The following is a 21,363-nucleotide window of genomic DNA, read 5'->3' on the forward strand; positions in this document are numbered from 1 at the left end:
ATTTACTTCTCTTTATTAGTAGGTAATTGGCTTAATGAAATACTCATGAGGATAAAACCGACAATAAGAAAGTAGCATTCCACTCGACTGACAATAAAACTGAAATACTCCCCCCATGAAAGACCAGCCGGAAGAAAATTCATATAGCCAATAATGGTTACTCCCCCCATCACTGAGAAGCCAAAACCAATTAGAAACAAAAATACATAGCCCATTTTATTCTCCCTACCTTGTCCACTTTTTAATAGACTATGCTTGTCCAGATAAATAAATGAAATTTAATTATAAAGAAAAGTCTTTTAAGGTACACGACACAATATATTAACTACGTTTCTGCATTAAAACTCTTTTCAATATCAAGTGAACTATGAAGTGAAACTTTTATTCAGTATTGGTTTTCCTTGAAGTAACAAAGGATAATAACCTAAATATTCTGATAAATGTTTTTCCTGCGTGAATGCTTAATCCAAAGTCTTCCTCGTTCTTGAAAAATCGCGATGTGTCGCTCACGCAGTTTTCCTTGTCCTTGAAAAAGAAAAGCACTTTTTCTGCGTGCGATGTGTCGCTCTCGCAGTTTTCCTTGTCCTTGAAAAAGAAAAGCACTTTTTCTGCGTGCGATGTGTCGCTCACGCAGTTTTCCTTGTCCTGTAACCTGAACGAATCTGGATGTAGAAACCCTTCCTCTCATAACGTTCGCAAAAAAATAATTATGCGGCATGTGAACCGATGTTGACAGATCGTAGGAGAAGTTACAAGCTTGCTACAACTTGAGCACATAAGTTAGTCGAAGTTACTTTTTTTAAAAAACTTGGCTTGTCGCCAAGTGTTTATGGCAAAAGCTGTAGTTTTTCTTATACGATAAAGTGAAACTTCATTCAGTAGGAGTTTTCTTACCTCTCCTACTGAATGTTAGTGGAACCAATCGGGCATTTAGGTGCCGTTTCTCCCACTTTAACCCTTTGTATCAACGAAAGGCTCTTGAAGTGGGAATCTTACGGCACCTTACATGCGGGATAAAGTGAAACTTTATTCAGTAGGAGTTTTCTTACCTCTCCTACTGAATGTTAGTGAAACCAATCGGGCATTTAGGTGCCGTTTCTCCCACTTTGACCCTTTGTATTAACGAAAGGCTCTTGAAGTGGGAATCTTACGGCACCTTACATGCGGGATAAACCCTAAAACTTTATGCTTTCGTATAGTGCAAAAAAGTATCCACCATGTAGAACCGGATTTAATTTATAACAAAAAAGCCGTCTATGTTGGTACTGTACCCCAGAAGTGAGAGTAAAAAATATCTTCTGGGGTCACCCACCGTTTAGTACGACTTTTTTAATATAACGGAACTATTGATATTTCTTAAACACCAGAGCAACGTTATGCCCGCCAAATCCAAGTGAATTACTAAGCACTACGTCTACATCCTGTTCTCTTGGTTTATTAGGTACATAATCTAAATCACAGTCCGGATCTGGTGTCTCATAATTAATAGTTGGAGGAATCATTCCTTCGACAATCGTTTTTACAGAAATAACAGATTCTACTCCACCAGCTGCACCTAACAAATGACCGGTCATTGATTTTGTTGATGAAATCGCAACATGTTTGGCATGCTCTCCTAAAACAGATTTAATGGCGATGGTTTCATATTTATCATTTAAATTGGTACTTGTTCCATGCGCATTAATATAATTTACTTCAGTCGGAGCAACAGATGCATCATTCAAAGCCTCTTGCATAGCCCGGGCAGCCCCCTCACCACTTTCGGCCGGGGCAGTGATGTGATAGGCATCTCCTGTAGCACCGTAGCCGACAATTTCTGCATAAATCTTCGCATTACGCGCCAAGGCAGATTCGAGTTCTTCTAAGACTAATATTCCACAGCCTTCTCCCATAACAAAACCATCCCGATTTTTATCAAACGGACGGCTGGCTTTTTTAGGATCTTCATTTACTGAAAGTGCCTTTGCTGATGAAAACCCTGCAAAAGCCATATTTGATATCGGTGCTTCAGTTCCTCCAGTAATGATTGCATCCGCATCTCCATGTTGAACTGCTCGAAAAGCATCACCAATAGAGCTCGCCCCAGAAGCACAAGCTGTTACAGTACAAGAATTAATCCCTTTAGCCCCTAATTGAATCGATACTTGACCTGCAGCCATGTCTGGAATCATCATTGGTACAAAAAATGGGCTAACTCGTTTTGGGCCTTTCTCCAAAAGTTTCTTATGCTGATCCTCCCATGTTTGCATACCACCAATTCCGCAGCCAATCCACACACCTACACGATTACGATTGTTATCATTAATCGGTAAACCTGCATCTTCTACAGCCATCTTTGCTGCTACAACTGCATATTGAGTAAATAAATCCATTTTACGTGCATCTTTTCTTTCAATATACGGAGAAGGGTCAAAATCTTTTATTTCTGCAGCTGCCTTAGCAGGAAACAACTCTTTATCTACTTTCGTAACAAAATCAATCCCTGTTTTTCCTGCAATAAGGTTTTCCCACATATCATTTACATTATTTCCAACTGGTGTAACGGCGCCAAGTCCTGTTATTACCACTCTTCTTTGTTTCATATGGTTTTCCTCCTAGTTCCATACAATTATCTTCCCCATCGTATCGCTAAGGCCCCCCATGTTAAACCGCCGCCAAAGCCTACTAACACAATCAAATCATTGTCTTTTATTTTACCATCTCTGACAGATTCCGACAAAGCAATAGGTATAGATGCCGCTGAATTATTTCCATATTTTTTAATGGTTTTTGCCATTTTATCATCGGAAATGCCAAGTCTTTGTCTAGCTGCTTCCATAATTCTTATGTTTGCTTGATGAGGTATTAAATAATCTACATCTTCTTCTTTATACCCTGCATCCTTAATAACATTCACTGAAGATTCCGGCATTTGTCTTACAGCAAATTTAAACACTTCACGACCATTCATAAACATATGGCCTGTTTCTTTGTCTTGATATAGTTCCTTCCCACCGGCTCCATTTGCGCCTAGTTCAAAGGAAAGGATTCCTTTTCCTTCTGAAACTTGTCCCAATACCGCAGCTCCTGCTCCATCGCCGAATAATACACATGTACCGCGATCAGACCAATTCGTTATTTTTGATAGTTTTTCAACCCCAACAACGAGCACATGCTTATACGCTTTTGTTTCAATAAATTGTTTAGCTGTTACCATTCCATACATAAAACCTGCACAAGCAGCACCGATATCCATCGCGGCTGCGTTAGTGGCGCCTAAACGATCCTGTATTATACATGCAACAGAGGGAAACGGTGTATCTGGTGTTACAGTTGCAACCAATATTAAATCAATATCCTCTGGTTTCAGCTCCGCATCCTCAATTGCATTTTTTGCAGCTAATAAAGCCATATCGGATGTGTCCATGTCATCTTCTGCAATTCTTCTTTCTTCTATTCCAGTTCGTGAGCGAATCCATTGATCATTTGTATCTACTATCTTCTCCAGATCGTGATTGGTTACAACCTTCTCAGGAACATATTGACCTAGGCCTAAAACACCAACGTCCATTTTTCCATCTCCTTAAAACTCAAATTATTATCTATTATTATTACTTGGTACTAATTTTAAAGTATAACATAGATTTTTGCAAGCTAAAGAAGACTAGACAACTCTGTTGAGAAATCCAGCCAATCTCTTTATATTTATCAATCGCAGCTTGGACTTCTGCTTGAAACTACACTAGAAATTTTGAATGAAATGGAGTTAAAGAAACTGCCCCGTTTTGAAAATCAAAAGTCATCTAGCATCATTAAACTTATAAAAGTAAACATCGGTTTACCCTATCTATAAAACCAATTTTTAAAATAGTTGGACTTCATACGCATCAACATTTGTTGGTGATAACAACATTACTTAGGATGAAGATTAGTTGTTACAAATTCGTAATTATCTTTCAACGAATTAGAAATCAATCCTTGTTTCGAAATGAACAATAATGTTGGATTACTTGTTCAAGCTTATCTTTATTAGATTTATTGTCCCTAATTTGTAGTATCTTTTCAAGTTGATTTTTCTTAATAACTGTTAATTTCTTATAATCATCATCTGTCTCTAACCAATCCATTAAACTTTTTACAAAATCTTTAATATAAATAGCATGTTCAAGAAAATGAGTAGAAGAAAACGGGATAAAATGTTGATTCATGTACATACCTTTTTCTGTCATCGGCATCCATTCGCCAAACAAAAGTGGTAACTCGATAAATAAATCAGTGGCTCGTATTTTTTCAGGTTGTTTGTAATCAAGTGTAATGGAATAATCAGAGGATACAGCTGATGGAACTTCCATCTGACCGATTTGAATAATTAAATTATACCGATTATCCCTTTTATGTGAATAAAATATAAAATTACTATTTCGACCATAGAATAAAGAAAGCGACTCATCTTCCTTATCATTCAAAAGACCTTCTACTTCCATTCCGTTTTCAAGCAAATGATTAACGACATGAAATCCAATCCAGTGATTACAATTAACAACTAAAATCGTCATGCAATTCCTCCCACTATCTCGTATTCTTTCTTTTTACAATTAGACAGGAAAATAAACTGCTACATCTGAAGTACTATTTTTTAATAAAATACAAGTAATGCTTTTTTTTTATAATACGTTTTGGTAAACTATTAAGAGGATATTTGGTGTATAATGGTTATAGACATAGTAAAAAAATGAGGTGTTTTTTCATGCGATACATTGTTACGATCTTATGGTCATGTTTAATTGGTGGTGTCGTATCCTATGTACTGTCGAGTATGGGTAGTGAACCGTTTAGTCTTGAAGGTACTGTTGCTTTAGCTGCTGTGTTTTTTATCGCGATTGCTGTTTTAGGTGACGGTATTTTAAAAAATGATAACTCACACAGTTAATCAAATGTAACAACTACTTATTCTGATATGCATAGCTTTTATCTATTATATTTCTGTTTGCAAGTTGAACCGTTTATTAGTTATGTGTAGTTAAACTAGCTTATTTTTATACAAAAATTCAAGTCTTTACTATACATGTAGCTAGAACCCTTGCCTTTCTTCTTTTAGAGCAGGCAAGGGTTTCCATTTGAATTCAGTTTTAGTACCATGGTAAAACACTGATTGCAGTTAAGCCTGCTAAGGGCAGGACAAACCTATTAAATCGCTGTGGTGGATAACCATACCCATAACCTGGTCCATAGTCAGGACCGCCCCTGTATCCAGGATCACCATATCTGGGATAACCGTAGCCGTATTGTCTATGATGCGATCCTGCTTGGTGGCGAGACAGTTGTTCATGTAATTCGATTGGTGTCGCAAGATAAACGGATTCATGATCTAAACCAGTAATAATACCGTCAATACTTGATCCATCTTCTAACTCAACTAACACGTACGCATGTATATGATCTCTACAAACATCATATATATGTTGATGATGTTGATGACTCATTTTATCTACCTCCTCACCATTTAGCGTATTCATTCGCCTATAGGTTGGTGACATGGTAGTAAAATTAATCTATAAGAAAACTGCACCAGCAGTAACATCGTTCTATATGGACATAAACAATTAAAACATATCGTATTAACTATTTTAGTTGAAAATTATACGTTGCTAACGTATAAAAACGGAAACACATTATTTTACAAGCAGTATAGCCCTAATATACGTAAGCAATAAAACCAATTGTAAGAAAGGCCTTTTTTTCATGCTCTTTCTATCCATTAGTCTCGGAGCTTATCAGGTAAAGTCATTTTAACCTAGTCTTGGATACAAATTTTAAAAAGTATTGATGTAAATAGCAGGAGGATTTTTATGGAGAACTTAACAGAATTTGGTGTTTTATTAAAATATTTGATATTAGGTTTATTTCAAGGGTTTACAGAACCAATTCCTATCTCTTCAAGTGGCCACTTAGTTATGCTAAGACATATTTTTAATCTTCAAGATCAGTTAGCAGGACTATCATTTGAAATTCTTGTCAACACAGGCTCTTTAATAGCAGTATTAATCGTTTTTCGCAAGGATCTTATTCGTTTAACACAAAACGGTTTACGTTACATATTACAAAAAGATAGAGATACTGAAGCAACAGCTGATTTTCAATTTATTATATTTTTAATTATCGCAACGATTCCTACTGGAGTATTGGGTTTTTTACTTGAAGATTATATTAGTGAAAAACTGAGTCAACCTGTTATTGTAGGTTACACATTATTAATTACTGGGGCAGCATTATGGGTTATTCGAAATATTCATGGAAAAAAGAATGATGGAGACTTAACCGTAAAAGATGCATTGATTGTTGGCGCAGCACAGGCTGTCTCTCTTATACCGGGAATTAGCCGCTCAGGCGCAACTATTGTTGCTGCTATGCTTGTCGGAATGAAGCGGGAAACTGCTTTTCGTTTTTCGTTTTTATTATACATTCCGGTTAGTCTTGGAGTTTCAATATTAGGTTTTAGTGATATTATTAGTGATGATAAATTCAATACGTTAATGATTCCATATGTGATTGCATTTCTTGCAGCAATTATCGCTTCTTATTTTGCCTTAAAATGGTTTGCGAATATCATGGCTAAAGGAAATTTAAAATATTTTAGCATTTATTGTTTTATTGTTGGTATCCTTGCGATTATTCTTTTATAACATGAATGTTCTCATGATAATTTTACCAATGGACGATCTTATAATATAGCGAATCTTTATTTAAGGAACACTTTTGAACAAGGTTTAAAATCGTAACGTCCTTGAAAAGCTGTTATGAATTGCCAACGAAGTTTCCTTGGCTTTAAACCTCTTTTTCTGATCAGTGGTTTTACCTTGTCCTTGAAAAATCGCGATGCCTATTTAAACAGTCTCTCTAATCCTGTCACAGGGTGTAGGTGTTGTATCTTCCACTTAAACTGCTTCGTATTTCCTAATCAATTAAAGTGGGAGTCTTTGCGAGATGAAAATTGTTACTAAAGGCTTATTACGCTTTTACATAGCGATTCCAGACTAAAAAAGAAGCATCCACCATAAAAGTGAATGCTTCTTTTTTAGTCTGGAATACCTAATGCAATTTTTGCATAACGTGACATTTTATCTTTGCCCCAAGGAGGATCCCAAACAATATTTACTTCTGTCTCTTTTACTTCTGGTATATCGGCTAAGGCATGTTTGATATCCTGCTCAATATGACCAGCAAGAGGACAGCCCATTGCAGTAAGTGTCATTGTAACCTTACATAAGCCCTCATCGTTTAGTTCCACGTCATATATTAAACCTAAATTGACAATATCTATGCCTAATTCAGGATCAATAACATTTTCTAAAGCACCCCAAAGGTTTTCTTTAAGAGCTTCATCCATCCTTTATACCTCCTCTGCTCTGTTTTATTACTACTATTTAAACATATTTCCAACAAAAATCAAAGAAAATTTGGCTGTTCGACTAGCCTTTAGTGCCAACGATTATGTAGTTGAACTGATGCATAAAAATGCAAGAAAATTTCTCCGTCAAATTAACTGCTACCGCTAAAAATTTTATCTGTTTTAACGTATAAAGAAAACTGACAAGCCTCGGAGTTGGCAACTACGCTTAATCGTAAAAAGGAAAGCTTTTAGAACATTGAATATTCTTCTATCATTCATGTCTAAAACTCGACTCAAACAATTATAATTGTTTAGTAAACCATTTTACAGTCTCTAGTGTAGCATAGCGTCCAACTTTATGCCCGCGATTAGCTTCCGATAAAAACTTAAAATTTAACGGATTCGAATAAAGCGATTCATTCTGTTTATAAAACGTATACGTATGCTCAAAAGGAATAACTTCATCCGCTTTGCCATGCCAAAGTAAAAGTGGACGTTCTTTTAATTTTTCTGGTTGCTTAGAAAGGTCGTAATGTGTTAAATGCTCATATAAACGATTTATTTCTTTTTCTGTTCTCGGTAGCTCTCCATTTTTTTGTTGGAAATGATCGACCAATGCTTTGGCATAGTCAGTAAGCTTTGGAGTACCCATTAATACTGCAGCTGTCTTGATCCAATCATATTGGGTAAGTGCTGCTGAGGTAGTAATTCCGCCCATGCTCGTCCCAGCAACACCAAACCGTTTATCTAAAAGCAGGTTCCATTCATCGACATAATCTTTGATATCTTCTAATTCCTTCACATTTTGCAGCACAATTTCCCAAAAAAAAGTTTGTCTTTTTACTGGAGAAATTTTGCCTTCTCTAGCGCCATGGTATAAACTATCTGGTAAAATAACCCGATAACCACGCTTAGCAAGTAAAAAAGCAAGTGGAAGATTATGCTCTTTCGCACTAGTAAAACCATGAAAATAGGTGATAACTGGTAATGGTTTTCCTTTATTTTCTTCATCTACAACGATTAAACTAGGAATTGTGTTAATATCTTTTTCGTATATTCCAATCATCTAAATATCCCCTTATGTACATATTCATCATGACTTTCATTTTACTATCGGAAAAAGTTGCAATCAACTTTTACAAATAAATTTTTACTTTACATCTATATGTTTCAATTATACACTATGGAAGATGAGGTGAGTAATTATGCAAACAAACAGACATTTAATTGCTTTAGACTTGGATGGAACGTTGTTAACAGATAAAAAAGAAATTAGTCCACAAACTAAACAAATCGTATTAAAGGCAATCGAGGAGGGTCATATCGTTGTCATTGCAACTGGTAGACCACATCGTGCCAGCATTGGTTATTATGAAAATCTTGGATTGACTACGCCTATGGTTAATTTTAACGGGGCGTTGATTCATCATCCAAAAGATAGGAAATGGGATGCACTGCATAGCCCGATGCCGATTCGAACTGCACATAAAATAATTGGCGCTTGCTATGACCTTCATGTGCGCAATATATTAGCTGAAGTTATGGATGAAGTGTATCTAGATCAATATGATCAAGCTATTATCGATATCTTTCATATGACTGAAAACGATCCGCCATTTACGATTGGAAGTCTTCGAAATAAGCTCACGGAAGATCCTACATCCATTCTTATACATCCTGATGAAGAACATATATCAACACTAAGGAGACATCTAGATGATTACCATGCAGACCTTATTGAACATCGCAAATGGGGAGCGCCATGGAATATTATCGAAATTGTTCGTAAAGGAATGAATAAAGCAGTTGGCTTACAAAAAATAGCCCATTATTTCCATATACCAAAAGAACGAATAATAGCTTTTGGAGATGAAGACAACGACTTGGAAATGATCGATTATGCTGGCGTTGGCGTAGCGATGGGTAATGCAATTGATGAGTTAAAATCCATTAGTAACTATGTTACCAGATCCAATGAAGAAAATGGAATTGCATTTTTTCTAAAGGAATATTTAAAATTAAAAGTCGAAGTGGGATAATCACCAGCAATTTCCTACTATAAAAAACAGTAATATAAGCCAAACTAAAGGCGAGCGCATCAGAGCGCTCCCTTTTTACTTTCAGAGCATGCTAAAAAGTGATGATCATCACCATTCCAAATATGTTGGCATAACAGCTTGTCACGAACGCATCATGATGATTTCAGTAAGTACATCTTCTTATGTACAAGGAGGAAATATCGTGAATAAAGTAAGTAAATCAAAGCGTTTTAGCCAACAGAGCGCGGATTCTGCTAAAAAACATGATGACCGTTTTCCGTACCGAAGCACATTTTCTGATTCGATACGAAAAAAAACAGAAGCAGATAACCACACTGTAGGAGGTTTTTAGGTTGGAAAACAACAATCAAAATTTATTTCAACAAGCTAAAAACGCTGTTATGAACTTGATGAATCAACAAAATAATTCATCAAGTGCACAGGATAAACAGGCTGCACAAAATGCTATTCAAGCTGCCTATAATGAAGCGACTCCTGAAGAGAAGCAACAGTTACAGCAGCTGGAGAATCAGTTAAAACAGCAAAATCAATTACAGTAACCTCTGCATTTTGATTGTATGGTAAATTCCTAATCATTCTTAATGGATGTAACTGGTTTTACTGATGACGATCTAAAATGGCTCACATCATATGATGTGAGCCATTTTTACGACTAAAATTTACATTCATAATGATAGCAAAATACTTTTTAATCTAGCTTATTTCTGCTAAGATGGACATAACTATGATTTAGGAGGGATGTCCGAGTGGGAGTCAGAGCCGAAGCCACCCCAAATCCAAATGCAATGAAATTTACCACAGACAAATTAATTTTTAAGGGAACAAACAGTATTTCCGTAATGCCCGGTGATACGAGTGAATACGATATTTTAAATGAATTGATGCAAGTGGAAGGTGTAGATAACGTTTTTGGTTATCAAAACTTTATTACGGTTAATAAAAAATTTGATGTTGAATGGGATATATTAACGCCAAAAGTAATGAAAGTGTTTGAAAACCATGGATATTGAAATTATTGTTAGTAAAAAGGAAAAGTGCCATGTTTAAACATGGCCTTTTTTACTTTCTAGTAAAGTTATATCCATTTCTACATGTTGATGAACTTTTTTGCAGTAGCATTGTCTCAACGCTCAAGCTGCAGTAAACTTCACTCTTCTTCGATATTATTACCGATTTTTTACATCGACGGGAAAATGATTTTGAGTAATTCAACCATTATCATCATTTTTTCCATACATAGTAATGATAGAAGGTTCTTCAGCTGTAAAGGCTTCTTTTGGTGATTGGATTTTAATCGTAAATCCCTTCCACTTTGCTGCTTGATCATCTAAAACTGCTTGCATCTCTTCTGTTATAGGTTTACCTTCATGCTCAGGGCCTGTAAAACACATCAATATCTGTAGCCTTTGCTTCACTAATTAGAGCCACTTCGCCATTTCTAACTTCCATATTTATGTTGGGAAAACTAACCGCTGAACTACGTTTGACTACTGATTTTTTTAGTTACTTTTTGCTCATTTTCATCCTGAACACTACAACTAAATAATACTTAAGTACCTCATTTCTTTTGAGATGTTAGTCCCTACGGAAAAATCCGAAAACGCCGGCTGTTTGTACAATATTCGTAAATGCATTCGGATCAACTTCTTTAATAATCTTTTCTAAATCATATAGCTCATAGCGGGTTATTACCAAGTACATCATATGTTTATCTGTTTTCGTATAAGCTCCTTGGGCAGGTAAAATCGTAATTCCACGAACCATTCTCTTATGAATGGCAGCTTGCAACTCATCTGCTTTATGGGTAATAATCATAGCCGTAACTTTTTCATGACGTGTATGAAGCGTATCTATCACACGAGTCGTTACATATAACGTTAATAATGTATATAGTGCATTTTCCGGCTCGTAAAGCAATCCTGCTAACGTAATAATAACAGCATTAAGCATTAAAAAATACGTTCCAATCGGCTTATCATTTATCTTAGAAAGTACCATGGCAATAATATCCATTCCTCCAGTAGAAGCACCCACCTTTAAGGTTAATCCAATGCCTACCCCACCGATAACACCGCCAAATACAGCATTTAAAATAATATCTTGAGATATTTCAGTAATTGGAATTATTTCTAAAAATATCGTTGTAAATAAAACAGAAATAACACTATATATTGTAAAACCTTTTCCTACTTTAAACCAGCCTAGAATGACTACAGGAATATTGAATATTGCTAGCAAAATCCCTGTACTTACACCTATACCAATAAAATCATTAAATACACTTGATACTAACTGTGCAGCACCGGTAAACCCGCTGGCATAAACATTTGCACCTATCAGGAAAAAGTTTAGGGATATTGCATTAAGAATCGCACCAAAAATGACAATCGCAATTCGTTTTGTTTCAAAAATGAACATGATTACCTCCTAACCCCATTCTCGATTAATTTTTCTCATAAAACGAATGGATAAGCGCTATAAATTTATTGAAAATCAGCAACTGTTTTTTTAATATTTTCAAAATTATACTTCGCTTTTTTTGACTAACTTTATCAATCGCTTTAAACTAATAAGAGAGACTACTAAAAGAAATGTAGGTGAAAACATGGGAATTAAAATTCTTGCAGATTCAGCTTGTGACTTAACAACAAATTATTATAACGAATTTGACATAGAAATGGTACCATTAACCGTTCATCTTGATGATAAGAATTATGAAGATGGAAAAACGATCCATCCTAAAACAGTTTATGATGCTATGCGTGAAGGGAAAACCCCGAAAACATCACAAGTTACGCCGAATACCTTTCAATCGATTTTTACATCGTATGCAAAAGCAAATCATCCTTTACTTTACTTTTCCTTTTCCTCCCAATTATCTGGGACATACCAAACAGCAAAAATGATGGAGCAGGAAGTAAAGGAAACATATCCGGAAGCACCTATTCATGTGATTGATACCAAATGTGCTTCTTTAGGTTACGGACTAGTCATCCTGCACGCAGCAAAGCTTGCCAAACAAGGAAAATCAGTTAATGCGATTATTGAATCTACTAAAACCTGCGCTAAAAATATGGAGCATATTTTCACAGTTGATAATTTAGAGTATCTTTATCGTGGTGGGCGTGTCAGCCGAACAGCTGCATTTGTTGGTACCCTGCTAAAAATCAAACCAATTTTACATGTAGAAGATGGAAAGTTAATCCCTTTGGAAAAAATACGTGGTTCTAAAAAATTATTCCATCGAATGCTGGAAATTATGGAAGAACGTGGCGAAAATATATCCTCACAAACGATTGCTATTTCCCATGGAGATGATGTAGAGCGTGCAGAAAAGCTTGCAGCAATGATAAAAGAGAAATTTAATGTGAAGGAGATTATTATCGAAATGGTTGGTTCTGCTATTGGGGCACACTCCGGTCCGGGTACTATTGCTCTTTTCTTTTTAAATAATACAGACTTTGAACGCCCGTAACAATTATAAACATTCGTGAAGTTTCTGCCATAGCGGTTCTGCTTCCTGTATTTATACGTTAGACATAACATTTTCACTCGATTATTCGTTTTAACCTTAGCTTTCTAAAATGTTATACTTTCCTACCTATATAAATGAAATGCTTTTAAGCTATAGCTAACGTTTTTACTAGCTATAGCTTATCTATTCTTTAGCTTTTACCAAAACAGTGTTTTTCAGTCTAACAGAAAGAATAAAACTGTTAGACACTCTTCACTTTTCGGACTACATAATTGGTAATCTACGTTTTATTTACGTGGAAGATTTGTTTTTCTTTTGTTTCATGGAAATGACAATTACTGAAATTATAAACAAAAGGAAAACTGTTGCTACAAAGCCAATAAATAGCCAGTTAAGACCAATGTCCTCTGTTACAGAAAAAACTTCAACTGTTTCACGATCTAAACCAATTTTATATTCTCCATTATCATTTTCACGAACCGTATGATCTCCTAAATAGCCACGTAATTGTTTACCTGGTGCTAAATCGGTGATTGAAACGGATCGAGTCGTTTCATCATTGTTGATTGCAATAAACATCGTTTGTCCATCATAAGTCCGTTTAAAAACACTCATGGCACCGTCGGACCCAACTAACTCATAATCACCTTGACGTAACGAAGGAAACTGATTGCGTAAGGAGGAAATCCGATTATAAAACTCCACTAAATCTTTATTACCACTATTAAACTCAACTAATCGCTGAACTTCTTCTATGGTTGTTCCGGCCATAGGTAGCTCTGAACCTTGAAACATAATGGGTACGCCAGGCATAGAATATAAATACGTTAAAGCCAGTCTCCAGGCTGTAAGCGAATTTCTTCCATTTTCTACAACAGCTTGTGTAAATCGTTCCATTGTTTCATCATCTAAAAAAAGCATATTCTTTTGACGATCAGCCATTGTATTTTCATATATGGCTTCCGGCGACTTTCCTAATTGAGAGAAAACCTCCTTCATAGCCTGCTGCGCCTTATGGTTATCTACAGCATCCAAATTGTTATCTTGCAATAAAAAAGTTATGTCACTATCTGGTTCTAATACATCAGCTAACAGATAAAAATTCGGATCCTGCTGCTTTATCTTGCCTGTAAGCTGTTCTATAAATTCCGGATTGGATTGATCAGCTGCATGCAATAAGTAGCCATCAATATCTGTCTCCTTCATCCAGTATGTAGCAACATCAACTAAATACTTTTGTACTGCCTTATTTTCCTGGTTCAATTTAACAGCCTTATCTCCCCATGGAGTGTCTATTATCTCTTCACGTTCGAGCCATTCTTCTTTCGTCGGATCATTCGCTATTGGATGACTGGCAGCTATATAATTTGCAACAAGTTCCACAATTACTTTTATATCTCGTTTATGGGCTTCGTCAATTAGTTGATTAAAACTTTTCATATCACCAAATTGCTCTTCAATTTCATAAAAATCCTCAATCCAATATCCGTGATACCCATTTGGCGCATTTGCCATAATAGGGGAAAGCACTAAAGTTGTATAACCCATTTCTTCAAATGAGTCAAGCTTATCTGTAATCCCTTTCAAATCCCCACCATGATAAGCTTTTGGATCTTCTACATCAGTATGTTTGTTTTGTTCAAAGTTACCATTATTATAACGATCTACAAGGATTCGGTAAAAAATCTCTTCTTGCACTGGATTTTTCTCGGCTGCAGCAATTACTGGCATCCCAAACAGAATAAAACCAGCTATTATTATGCTTGTAATTCGTTTCATCTATCATTTCTCCCATCCTACATCATTATTTTTTTCCTTTTAATTATGAAGCTTTTTTGAACATAATTAACGTAATCAACCCATATTAAAATTTCAACGTTTGCTTCAACCTTTAGCATTTAAGCTAGATGAAGATACAGTTCAAAAATTCTCCACATATACGATCAGATATCGTTTTCTAAATGACAAAGAAATCAATAATTATATTTTCTAAAGATACATGAAAAAAGCTGTCCTTATTATTCAAGGACAACCTTTTGGTGCCGGGTAAGCTTAGTTAAGCCCCATTGGTAAGCGAAAGAACCCTAACGCTATGACGATAATGAAAGCGATAATAAATTGAATCCATAAGCCCTTAAGCGGCTTTTGCTTTGGTAGACGAACAAGTAACATTTCCATAGCAGCAATAACCCACAATCCAGCAACCCCTTTTACAATAACTTCCGGTAATAATGGTGAGCCATTAAGATATGGGGTAATTAAATCTCCGCCAGAATATAGGATTAATAGATAATCTAATCGTAAAATCATATGGATTATTTTACCAGGTTTTTCTTTTCCTTGCTTGTACATCGCATAAGCAATTACAAATAAGATCAGCCCTAGTGCCCATGCAGTTATATGCAGATGTGTATTCATTAGCAAACATACCCCCTGTATAAATTGAAACTTCGTTCAGTAGGAGTTTTCTTCCATCTCCTACTGAATGTTAGTTGAACGAATCGGGCATTTAGGTGCCGTTTTCTCACACTTAGACCCTTTTGTATGATCTCAAGGCTCTTGAAGCGGGAGTCTACGGCACCTTACATGCGGGATAAATTCAACAACTACAAACATCTTACCATGATTATAAGAAGATTTCATTTTAAACACTTGTTATCTACTACAAATTCACAAAAAACATTTACACTTTGAAAGTAAGATTTTGTTTATGCAAAAGATGTAGTTCAAAATCAAATATTAAAAAAGACGTTGCAATCAAAAAATCAATTTAGATTTTCTTAAAAATATTGTTTATTCAGCATAATTATATGGTAATTTTTTAACTGAAAACTTCAGAAAAAAAGAGGTAAACATAACGCAATAAGAAAAATGATGATTTATTCGATAGAGTTTTTTTGGTAACTCTGGATTTATGATAATAGCCATAGTAGCAATTATTCTTATTAGGATCTTAATTAATTATTTTAAATGAATTGCATTCCTATTAGTCTCTGCTTCTTTATCATTGAGATTATCTTAACTATAAGCCTTTTTTGCTATCCTAAAACAATTTAACTACTACCAAAGCTGGAATGGCATATTAGCCGGGTACATCGTTATACTATTAATAAAAGAAGGACTTAATCGTTACTAATTAGAAGGGCAGAGCCCCGGTTCTGTATAAACCAACGCTAGTCACAGGATCAATTAACCGAGGGTATGCATTTAAACATGTGCAATGAAGAAACGTGCTAAACGTAACAATTGGCTTTTATCCAATCTTTTGAACATGTTCTATAAATAAAAATGTTCTCACTTTTCTATATAGAACTTCCCAAAAAACTGGTATACTATATTTTGTAGACTATTTTTAACATTCGGAGGGATCAAATGGTACTCACAAGTCAAAAAATCATTGATCAGACGCAAAGTTACGGTGCGAAAAACTATCATCCACTCCCTGTAGTTATTTCCAAAGCAGAGGGTGTTTGGGTGGAAGATCCTGAAGGGAATCGTTATTTGGACATGCTAAGTGCATACTCTGCTGTCAATCAAGGACATCGTCACCCGAAAATTATTCATGCTTTAAAGGACCAGGCAGATCGTTTAACCTTAACATCACGGGCTTTTCACAATGATCAGTTGGGCCCTTGGTTTGAAAAGATTTGTAAACTAACAAATAAAGAAATGGTTCTTCCAATGAATACCGGAGCTGAAGCAGTTGAAACAGCCGTTAAAGCGGCAAGACGCTGGGCTTATGATGTTAAAGGAGTAGAAGAAAATAAAGCAGAAATCATTGCATGTGAAGGTAATTTTCATGGTCGGACCATGACCGCTGTTTCACTATCCTCTGAAGAAGAATATAAACGTGGCTTTGGTCCAATGCTTCCGGGAATTAAAATTATTCCTTATGGTGATATAGAAGCATTGAAAACCGCTATTAATGAAAACACAGCAGCCTTTCTTTTCGAACCAATCCAAGGAGAAGCTGGGATTATTATTCCACCTGAGGGCTTTTTGAAAGAAGCTTATGATGTATGTAAAGAACATAATGTACTCTATATTGCTGACGAAATTCAATCTGGGCTTGCCCGGACTGGAAAATTGTTTGCCTGTGACTGGGAAGAGGTCACACCAGATGTGCAAATTCTTGGAAAGGCTCTAGGCGGGGGAGTATTTCCTATTTCTTGTGTAGTAGCTAACAAGGATATTTTAGGTGTTTTCAATCCAGGATCACATGGTTCCACATTTGGAGGAAATCCTTTAGCTTGTGCTGTATCCATGGCAGCATTGGAAGTAATTAAGGAAGAAAAATTATCAGAACGATCTTTAGAACTTGGAAACTATATGATAGCTGAGCTTAAAACCATTTCTAATCCTAAAATTAAAGAAGTTCGGGGTAAAGGCTTATTTATTGGCGTTGAGCTGACCGAAGCTGCTCGTCCGTATTGTGAAGTCTTAAAAGAAAAAGGACTGCTTTGTAAGGAAACACATGAGAATGTGATTCGATTTGCACCACCATTGATCATTGATAAAGATGATTTAGACTGGGCAATTGTCAAAATCAAAGAAGTATTAAAAGGATAACAATGAAGTAGCTTGGAATATTCCAAGCTGCTTCATTTTAGGCTGTTTTTCTCCTTAATGGCTGCTTTTTATTATACGTAAGACTCCTCCATATCCACTCTAATGGTCCAAATTTGAAATACCTTAACCAGCAAATACTCCACACGATTTGCAAACTATAAATAACCACCCCTATGCCGACTCCAGACAATGGGGTAATTTTCCCATACCATCCGAACCCGATTCCATAAAACAGGAAAAAGCAAATGACCGATTGCATGATATAATTCGTCAATGCCATTCTTCCTACGTAAATAAACGGCTGCATTACTTTTTTACCTACTTTTGTTTGGGCAAGGAAAGTGATTGTAAGGATATAAAACAACCCCGAGAATGTACCACCAATATTATCTTGTACAAAAGAAAACCACTTTGGATTACCAAACGAATAGGGACCTAGCTTTAATCCAATAAACAAAATGAACGAAATCCACCATACTTTCACGAGAATCGAACGATACTGTAGTGGTTGATGTAGCCAGCGCTTCCGTCCAACATACAGACCTAATAAAAACAACGGCAAAATAAACCCCATACTCAACAATAGACCAAAGCCATAACCATTAGCATTCATCCAATCTTGAATGTTTTGCAGCCAAATCGAACGGATTGAATCACTTGTATAATTATGGATTGCTTCCTCAATCAATTTCTGGTTAAACACTGTCAGAAAATCACGTATTCCATACATTATAAGTGTAAAAAGTCCAACAAAAGCTGTTAAAATGCTAATTGCCCATATTAATAGTGTTTGATCTTTAACCTGAATAAACAAAAGTGCTGTAAGCCCAACAACAGCGTAAGTAAGTAAAATGTCTCCATGCCAGATGAAAAAGGTATGAATAAAACCAATTCCTAACAAGAGCAACAGTCTTCTTGTCAGAATAGTCATATAAGGTACGCCTTTTATAGATAAGCGGTCAATCATTAATTGCAAACCAAAACCAAATAAAAATGAAAATATGGTATAAAAACTAGCTTGAAAAAATATATCTATGACTGCCTGAGTTATCCTATCAACAGGAGCATTCCAAGTAATTTCTCCACCACCATAGATAAAATAAGGTGCACTGAATGCTCCGATATTCACCATAAGAATGCCGAATATAGCGAAGCCCCTAGCTGCGTCTATCCAATGCAGACGCTCCTTTTCTTGTATTGGTGCAGGTAATTTATGCATAACACTCTTCCTTTCTATTTACTCCATCAATTAATATTCGAGAAAAAAAACAAATTTCCTCCTAAACCTTTCAACAAATTTTCCTTGTAACATAAACTTACACTAAGGGAGGAATTTATCATGCCAGCAAAAGTTGGAGCAGTAAAAGTAATTAATCTGTCTTCATCCAGTATTTTTAACATTGGCGATGTATATTCCATATCTCCTAATAGTAATGCCAAAACATATGCTGGTGGAGGTTCATTCAATACAGGACATGGAATTCGGATTAATCTTGGGTATGCAAAAACATTTATCAATGATCAAGATAAAATTGATCAGCCAATAACTTAACTATTGGGGGGCCGCTTGGATGAATATTACTGTACATCAAACGATTAGTATTTATATGATCAAAGTTAACGCTATTACGAATTCTTCTGTATTACAGATCGGCAGCACCGGAAGCGTTCAAGCACAATCAGATATTTACAATACTGGTGGTTTTACTCAGCCCGCTCAAGAAGTAGTTGAATCAATGAGTGAAGCAATTCCCCTTGTTCCGCTAGCACCGTAACTGCACATTTTTTAACAAAATGAATAAATTAATATAGGCATTCGTCTATTACCGGCAAGGGGGTTTATTTTCATGAATCATCCAAATTGGACCAAATATATGTACGATATACATGAATATATAAGACAGCAGGAAACCGTTATCGAGACATTAATGAAGAGAGTAAACCAACTAGAGGAAAATCTACAGAATGCGAAGTCAAATAAAATTGAAAAAATTGAATATCACTTTGATCAACTTAAGATTGAACGTTTGGACGGAACGCTTCATATTGGCCTTTCCCCACAAGATTTAGCGAATTTAGAAGATACCAATTTTATAAATCAAGCTAATTCACCAACTTATTCGCCTTCATTCAAGCAAACCATTCAAGCAGAATTAAGTGCTTACTTACAGCAAACAGGTCTGTCCATGATTCATCAGTTAGCAGTTGAACATAATGTCCGTTTAGATGACGGTTATCCTTCCATTCTCATTCAAGATATAGAAAAGCAACTGCCTGGACGAATTGCCTTTTATGAAAATGAAGCCTATCAAAAGAAGATTCATACACAAGAAGAATTGCATGCTTTTATCACGGATAAAATCAAAGCAGAGATTCAACAATCCTTAAAAAATTACATGCAAAATAATCATCATAAAGGAGAATAAGTATGATCATGGAAGTCCATAATTGGGGTCTTAACGTTGGAAACATTCAAGTTGACAATGTTTCTGCTTCATCTGTTTTTTTAATCGGCGATAATGATGAGTTTATTTTATCATCCTTCTTCGATACTCCGCCAGAAGCGTTTACTGTCGGTAATATTGTCCCATTAGCATTGACATAAGGTGATTAAATGTATAAGCGATTAGTAAATGTCGGAAACATTTATACGAATTCCTTCTCATTTAGTAGTACTCTTTCCATTGGCGATACGGAATATGCTCAGTTAAACTCCAACGGAATTGCCGTGCAAAAGGAGCGCCCCATTTTTACTGAGGCGGATGAGGAAACGTTTGCCTATCCCCTTTTCAACCGGCAAGCAAACTGGCCTAAACCAAAGCTCACAGTGAAAAAGACAACCTTAAATCAGACCGGGACGATAAACATAACAGCAATAAGTGTTATTGGAGTAAGCAGTTCTTCTTTAATACAAGTTGGTAGCTTAAGTAAAGGGAGAGCAGAAGCAAGAATAAAGCATTTTCGCAAACTAAGGCAATAGTACTCAGTTCCCATGGCATCCTTTTTCCTCTGTACTGCTAAATACTACAAAGTAACTTGTATATTGAGGCGAGTCATTACAAATAAAGTAAAACTTCTATCCATAATAAATAACTTCTTTTTAGGAACAAATTAGTGATATTGCTTCCTAATGATGTGAGACAAATGTACACACGATTCACACCATATTTCATAATCTATAGAAATAGATTTTTTAAAAGGTGGTTTCACATGCCCTCAATCGTTGGACCAATCAAAATTGTTAGTGTAGGCGGAGGCGTTGTCAATTTTGGAGATTCCTTTTATGTATCACCTAAAAGTTCTACTAAAACAAATGCCGGTTCCGGCTCATTTAATACAGGAGATTTTACATGTAACAATAATGGTCTTAGTTCGACCAACCCATTTGATCCAGATATAAGCGATCAAAACCAAACTGCAAATGCATAAAAATAAAAGTTAGAAGTGCTCGCTTAATGACGTACAAATAGAGGATCTTCTGACGGCTAAAGTGATACTTTGTTCAAGAAGTCTTTTCTTTTTTCTATTTCAAAAATATCTTATACTTTTGCTTACGAGTGAGAGAACCGGTTTCTAAAGCCTTCCTTTAGATTTGAGACGATGTTGTCTTATCGCATAGGAAGAAGATCAAAGTTTGCTACAGCTTAAGCGCTGGTGCTAGACGACCAAGTTATTTTCAAAATAGATATCTGCTATGTAAAGACAGATATTCGTTTCCATAATAAAATCATGACCACCCGTCCAATGAACTGCACACCAAATTTTGGACACGGAAACCATTTGAAGGTGCAGTTCATAACAGGTGGTTTTTTGTTTCGCACGCTATCGCGAGCTCAACGAACTAAAGTCATAATAAATATGCCGTGAAAAATGATTATTTTCACGGCATA

General features: G+C 35.7%; 26 protein-coding genes. 14 read left to right on the forward strand and 12 right to left on the reverse strand.

What is annotated here, in order from left to right:
• Positions 1–2 precede the first annotated feature (2 nt).
• From JNUCC74_RS12975 to JNUCC74_RS12990, 4 genes are all read right to left on the reverse strand, one after another.
• Positions 3–215, reverse strand: a complete 213-nt coding sequence (locus tag JNUCC74_RS12975; RefSeq protein WP_077317800.1) for a hypothetical protein — start codon at positions 213–215, stop codon at positions 3–5.
• A 1,128-nt stretch (positions 216–1,343) separates the two neighbouring features.
• Complete coding sequence (fabF, locus tag JNUCC74_RS12980) at positions 1,344–2,582, reverse strand: beta-ketoacyl-ACP synthase II (RefSeq protein ID WP_454065676.1); 1,239 nt, start codon at positions 2,580–2,582, stop codon at positions 1,344–1,346.
• A gap of 26 nt (positions 2,583–2,608) precedes the next feature.
• On the reverse strand, positions 2,609–3,550 hold the full coding sequence (locus JNUCC74_RS12985) for a beta-ketoacyl-ACP synthase III (protein ID WP_454065677.1): 942 nt from the start codon (positions 3,548–3,550) through the stop codon (positions 2,609–2,611).
• 400 nt (positions 3,551–3,950) lie between these two features.
• Positions 3,951–4,535, reverse strand: coding sequence for a hypothetical protein (locus tag JNUCC74_RS12990; RefSeq protein ID WP_454065678.1), 585 nt, complete (start codon positions 4,533–4,535; stop codon positions 3,951–3,953).
• A 191-nt stretch (positions 4,536–4,726) separates the two neighbouring features.
• Here JNUCC74_RS12990 and JNUCC74_RS12995 point away from each other — a divergent pair, with 191 nt between their 5' ends.
• Complete coding sequence (locus JNUCC74_RS12995) at positions 4,727–4,909, forward strand: DUF2929 family protein (RefSeq protein WP_454065679.1); 183 nt, start codon at positions 4,727–4,729, stop codon at positions 4,907–4,909.
• Between the two features lie 199 nt (positions 4,910–5,108).
• Here JNUCC74_RS12995 and JNUCC74_RS13000 read toward each other — a convergent pair whose 3' ends face one another.
• A complete protein-coding gene (locus JNUCC74_RS13000; RefSeq protein ID WP_454065680.1) occupies positions 5,109–5,462 on the reverse strand; it encodes a hypothetical protein in 354 nt (117 codons plus the stop codon).
• Between the two features lie 366 nt (positions 5,463–5,828).
• Between JNUCC74_RS13000 and JNUCC74_RS13005 the strand changes: the two genes are divergently transcribed.
• Positions 5,829–6,662 (forward strand): undecaprenyl-diphosphate phosphatase, encoded by an 834-nt coding sequence (locus tag JNUCC74_RS13005; protein WP_454065681.1) that lies wholly within the window; start codon positions 5,829–5,831, stop codon positions 6,660–6,662.
• A gap of 392 nt (positions 6,663–7,054) precedes the next feature.
• Here JNUCC74_RS13005 and JNUCC74_RS13010 read toward each other — a convergent pair whose 3' ends face one another.
• Together JNUCC74_RS13010 and JNUCC74_RS13015 are read right to left on the reverse strand one after the other, a co-directional pair.
• Entirely contained in the window at positions 7,055–7,366 is a 312-nt protein-coding gene (locus JNUCC74_RS13010) for a metal-sulfur cluster assembly factor (RefSeq protein WP_077317807.1), read from the reverse strand.
• 304 nt (positions 7,367–7,670) lie between these two features.
• Complete coding sequence (locus JNUCC74_RS13015) at positions 7,671–8,435, reverse strand: alpha/beta fold hydrolase (RefSeq protein WP_454065682.1); 765 nt, start codon at positions 8,433–8,435, stop codon at positions 7,671–7,673.
• Positions 8,436–8,574: 139 nt separating this feature from the next.
• On the opposite strand from JNUCC74_RS13015, the gene JNUCC74_RS13020 reads away from it, so the two are divergent.
• The 4 genes from JNUCC74_RS13020 (at position 8,575) to JNUCC74_RS13035 (ending at position 10,439) form a co-directional block, all read left to right on the forward strand.
• Positions 8,575–9,408: a Cof-type HAD-IIB family hydrolase gene (locus JNUCC74_RS13020; RefSeq protein WP_454065683.1), complete on the forward strand. Its 834-nt coding sequence runs from the start codon at positions 8,575–8,577 to the stop codon at positions 9,406–9,408.
• A gap of 202 nt (positions 9,409–9,610) precedes the next feature.
• Positions 9,611–9,760, forward strand: a complete 150-nt coding sequence (locus JNUCC74_RS13025; RefSeq protein ID WP_454065684.1) for a hypothetical protein — start codon at positions 9,611–9,613, stop codon at positions 9,758–9,760.
• Position 9,761: 1 nt separating this feature from the next.
• The gene (locus JNUCC74_RS13030) at positions 9,762–9,968 is read left to right on the forward strand and encodes a DUF3813 family protein (RefSeq protein ID WP_077317810.1); all 207 of its coding nucleotides are present in this window, start codon (positions 9,762–9,764) and stop codon (positions 9,966–9,968) included.
• A 207-nt stretch (positions 9,969–10,175) separates the two neighbouring features.
• A complete protein-coding gene (locus tag JNUCC74_RS13035) occupies positions 10,176–10,439 on the forward strand; it encodes a NifU N-terminal domain-containing protein (RefSeq protein WP_454065685.1) in 264 nt (87 codons plus the stop codon).
• A gap of 198 nt (positions 10,440–10,637) precedes the next feature.
• On the opposite strand, the gene JNUCC74_RS13040 is transcribed toward JNUCC74_RS13035, so the two are convergent.
• Together JNUCC74_RS13040 and JNUCC74_RS13045 are read right to left on the reverse strand one after the other, a co-directional pair.
• Positions 10,638–10,844 (reverse strand): hypothetical protein, encoded by a 207-nt coding sequence (locus JNUCC74_RS13040; RefSeq protein ID WP_454065686.1) that lies wholly within the window; start codon positions 10,842–10,844, stop codon positions 10,638–10,640.
• Between the two features lie 160 nt (positions 10,845–11,004).
• Positions 11,005–11,847, reverse strand: coding sequence for a YitT family protein (locus JNUCC74_RS13045; protein WP_454065687.1), 843 nt, complete (start codon positions 11,845–11,847; stop codon positions 11,005–11,007).
• 187 nt (positions 11,848–12,034) lie between these two features.
• Here JNUCC74_RS13045 and JNUCC74_RS13050 point away from each other — a divergent pair, with 187 nt between their 5' ends.
• Complete coding sequence (locus JNUCC74_RS13050; protein ID WP_454065688.1) at positions 12,035–12,904, forward strand: DegV family protein; 870 nt, start codon at positions 12,035–12,037, stop codon at positions 12,902–12,904.
• A 291-nt stretch (positions 12,905–13,195) separates the two neighbouring features.
• Here JNUCC74_RS13050 and JNUCC74_RS13055 read toward each other — a convergent pair whose 3' ends face one another.
• A complete protein-coding gene (locus JNUCC74_RS13055; RefSeq protein WP_454065689.1) occupies positions 13,196–14,683 on the reverse strand; it encodes an alpha-amylase family glycosyl hydrolase in 1,488 nt (495 codons plus the stop codon).
• A 273-nt stretch (positions 14,684–14,956) separates the two neighbouring features.
• Positions 14,957–15,322 (reverse strand): YisL family protein, encoded by a 366-nt coding sequence (locus JNUCC74_RS13060; protein WP_077317816.1) that lies wholly within the window; start codon positions 15,320–15,322, stop codon positions 14,957–14,959.
• Between the two features lie 954 nt (positions 15,323–16,276).
• Here JNUCC74_RS13060 and JNUCC74_RS13065 point away from each other — a divergent pair.
• Positions 16,277–17,473, forward strand: coding sequence for an ornithine--oxo-acid transaminase (locus tag JNUCC74_RS13065; protein ID WP_454065690.1), 1,197 nt, complete (start codon positions 16,277–16,279; stop codon positions 17,471–17,473).
• Positions 17,474–17,510: 37 nt separating this feature from the next.
• Here the strand turns inward: JNUCC74_RS13065 and JNUCC74_RS13070 are convergent, their stop codons facing one another.
• On the reverse strand, positions 17,511–18,692 hold the full coding sequence (locus tag JNUCC74_RS13070; protein ID WP_454065691.1) for a DUF418 domain-containing protein: 1,182 nt from the start codon (positions 18,690–18,692) through the stop codon (positions 17,511–17,513).
• A gap of 120 nt (positions 18,693–18,812) precedes the next feature.
• Between JNUCC74_RS13070 and JNUCC74_RS13075 the strand changes: the two genes are divergently transcribed.
• The 6 genes from JNUCC74_RS13075 to JNUCC74_RS13100 all read left to right on the forward strand — a co-directional run bounded on the left by JNUCC74_RS13075 (position 18,813) and on the right by JNUCC74_RS13100 (position 20,902).
• Positions 18,813–19,025: a spore germination protein gene (locus tag JNUCC74_RS13075; protein WP_077317819.1), complete on the forward strand. Its 213-nt coding sequence runs from the start codon at positions 18,813–18,815 to the stop codon at positions 19,023–19,025.
• A gap of 19 nt (positions 19,026–19,044) precedes the next feature.
• Positions 19,045–19,248: a spore germination protein GerPB gene (locus tag JNUCC74_RS13080; RefSeq protein WP_454065692.1), complete on the forward strand. Its 204-nt coding sequence runs from the start codon at positions 19,045–19,047 to the stop codon at positions 19,246–19,248.
• Positions 19,249–19,320: 72 nt separating this feature from the next.
• Complete coding sequence (gene gerPC, locus JNUCC74_RS13085; RefSeq protein WP_454065693.1) at positions 19,321–19,899, forward strand: spore germination protein GerPC; 579 nt, start codon at positions 19,321–19,323, stop codon at positions 19,897–19,899.
• Between the two features lie 2 nt (positions 19,900–19,901).
• Complete coding sequence (locus tag JNUCC74_RS13090) at positions 19,902–20,078, forward strand: spore gernimation protein GerPD (RefSeq protein ID WP_077317822.1); 177 nt, start codon at positions 19,902–19,904, stop codon at positions 20,076–20,078.
• 9 nt (positions 20,079–20,087) lie between these two features.
• Entirely contained in the window at positions 20,088–20,453 is a 366-nt protein-coding gene (locus tag JNUCC74_RS13095; protein WP_454065694.1) for a spore germination protein GerPE, read from the forward strand.
• 230 nt (positions 20,454–20,683) lie between these two features.
• Positions 20,684–20,902, forward strand: coding sequence for a spore germination protein (locus JNUCC74_RS13100; protein WP_454065695.1), 219 nt, complete (start codon positions 20,684–20,686; stop codon positions 20,900–20,902).
• The last annotated feature ends 461 nt before the right edge of the window (positions 20,903–21,363 follow it).

The sequence above is a fragment of the Cerasibacillus sp. JNUCC 74 genome (assembly GCF_053667775.1).

What these genes read in the sequence shown, in the direction of transcription:
- JNUCC74_RS12975 (WP_077317800.1), bottom strand. Translation starts at nt 215, where the DNA reads ATGGGCTATGTATTTTTGTTTCTAATTGGTTTTGGCTTCTCAGTGATG.
- fabF (WP_454065676.1), bottom strand. Translation starts at nt 2,582, where the DNA reads ATGAAACAAAGAAGAGTGGTAATAACAGGACTTGGCGCCGTTACACCA.
- JNUCC74_RS12985 (WP_454065677.1), bottom strand. Translation starts at nt 3,550, where the DNA reads ATGGACGTTGGTGTTTTAGGCCTAGGTCAATATGTTCCTGAGAAGGTT.
- JNUCC74_RS12990 (WP_454065678.1), bottom strand. Translation starts at nt 4,535, where the DNA reads ATGACGATTTTAGTTGTTAATTGTAATCACTGGATTGGATTTCATGTC.
- JNUCC74_RS12995 (WP_454065679.1), top strand. Translation starts at nt 4,727, where the DNA reads ATGCGATACATTGTTACGATCTTATGGTCATGTTTAATTGGTGGTGTC.
- JNUCC74_RS13000 (WP_454065680.1), bottom strand. Translation starts at nt 5,462, where the DNA reads ATGAGTCATCAACATCATCAACATATATATGATGTTTGTAGAGATCAT.
- JNUCC74_RS13005 (WP_454065681.1), top strand. Translation starts at nt 5,829, where the DNA reads ATGGAGAACTTAACAGAATTTGGTGTTTTATTAAAATATTTGATATTA.
- JNUCC74_RS13010 (WP_077317807.1), bottom strand. Translation starts at nt 7,366, where the DNA reads ATGGATGAAGCTCTTAAAGAAAACCTTTGGGGTGCTTTAGAAAATGTT.
- JNUCC74_RS13015 (WP_454065682.1), bottom strand. Translation starts at nt 8,435, where the DNA reads ATGATTGGAATATACGAAAAAGATATTAACACAATTCCTAGTTTAATC.
- JNUCC74_RS13020 (WP_454065683.1), top strand. Translation starts at nt 8,575, where the DNA reads ATGCAAACAAACAGACATTTAATTGCTTTAGACTTGGATGGAACGTTG.
- JNUCC74_RS13045 (WP_454065687.1), bottom strand. Translation starts at nt 11,847, where the DNA reads ATGTTCATTTTTGAAACAAAACGAATTGCGATTGTCATTTTTGGTGCG.
- JNUCC74_RS13050 (WP_454065688.1), top strand. Translation starts at nt 12,035, where the DNA reads ATGGGAATTAAAATTCTTGCAGATTCAGCTTGTGACTTAACAACAAAT.
- JNUCC74_RS13055 (WP_454065689.1), bottom strand. Translation starts at nt 14,683, where the DNA reads ATGAAACGAATTACAAGCATAATAATAGCTGGTTTTATTCTGTTTGGG.
- JNUCC74_RS13060 (WP_077317816.1), bottom strand. Translation starts at nt 15,322, where the DNA reads ATGAATACACATCTGCATATAACTGCATGGGCACTAGGGCTGATCTTA.
- JNUCC74_RS13065 (WP_454065690.1), top strand. Translation starts at nt 16,277, where the DNA reads ATGGTACTCACAAGTCAAAAAATCATTGATCAGACGCAAAGTTACGGT.
- JNUCC74_RS13070 (WP_454065691.1), bottom strand. Translation starts at nt 18,692, where the DNA reads ATGCATAAATTACCTGCACCAATACAAGAAAAGGAGCGTCTGCATTGG.
- JNUCC74_RS13075 (WP_077317819.1), top strand. Translation starts at nt 18,813, where the DNA reads ATGCCAGCAAAAGTTGGAGCAGTAAAAGTAATTAATCTGTCTTCATCC.
- JNUCC74_RS13080 (WP_454065692.1), top strand. Translation starts at nt 19,045, where the DNA reads ATGAATATTACTGTACATCAAACGATTAGTATTTATATGATCAAAGTT.
- gerPC (WP_454065693.1), top strand. Translation starts at nt 19,321, where the DNA reads ATGAATCATCCAAATTGGACCAAATATATGTACGATATACATGAATAT.
- JNUCC74_RS13090 (WP_077317822.1), top strand. Translation starts at nt 19,902, where the DNA reads ATGATCATGGAAGTCCATAATTGGGGTCTTAACGTTGGAAACATTCAA.
- JNUCC74_RS13095 (WP_454065694.1), top strand. Translation starts at nt 20,088, where the DNA reads ATGTATAAGCGATTAGTAAATGTCGGAAACATTTATACGAATTCCTTC.
- JNUCC74_RS13100 (WP_454065695.1), top strand. Translation starts at nt 20,684, where the DNA reads ATGCCCTCAATCGTTGGACCAATCAAAATTGTTAGTGTAGGCGGAGGC.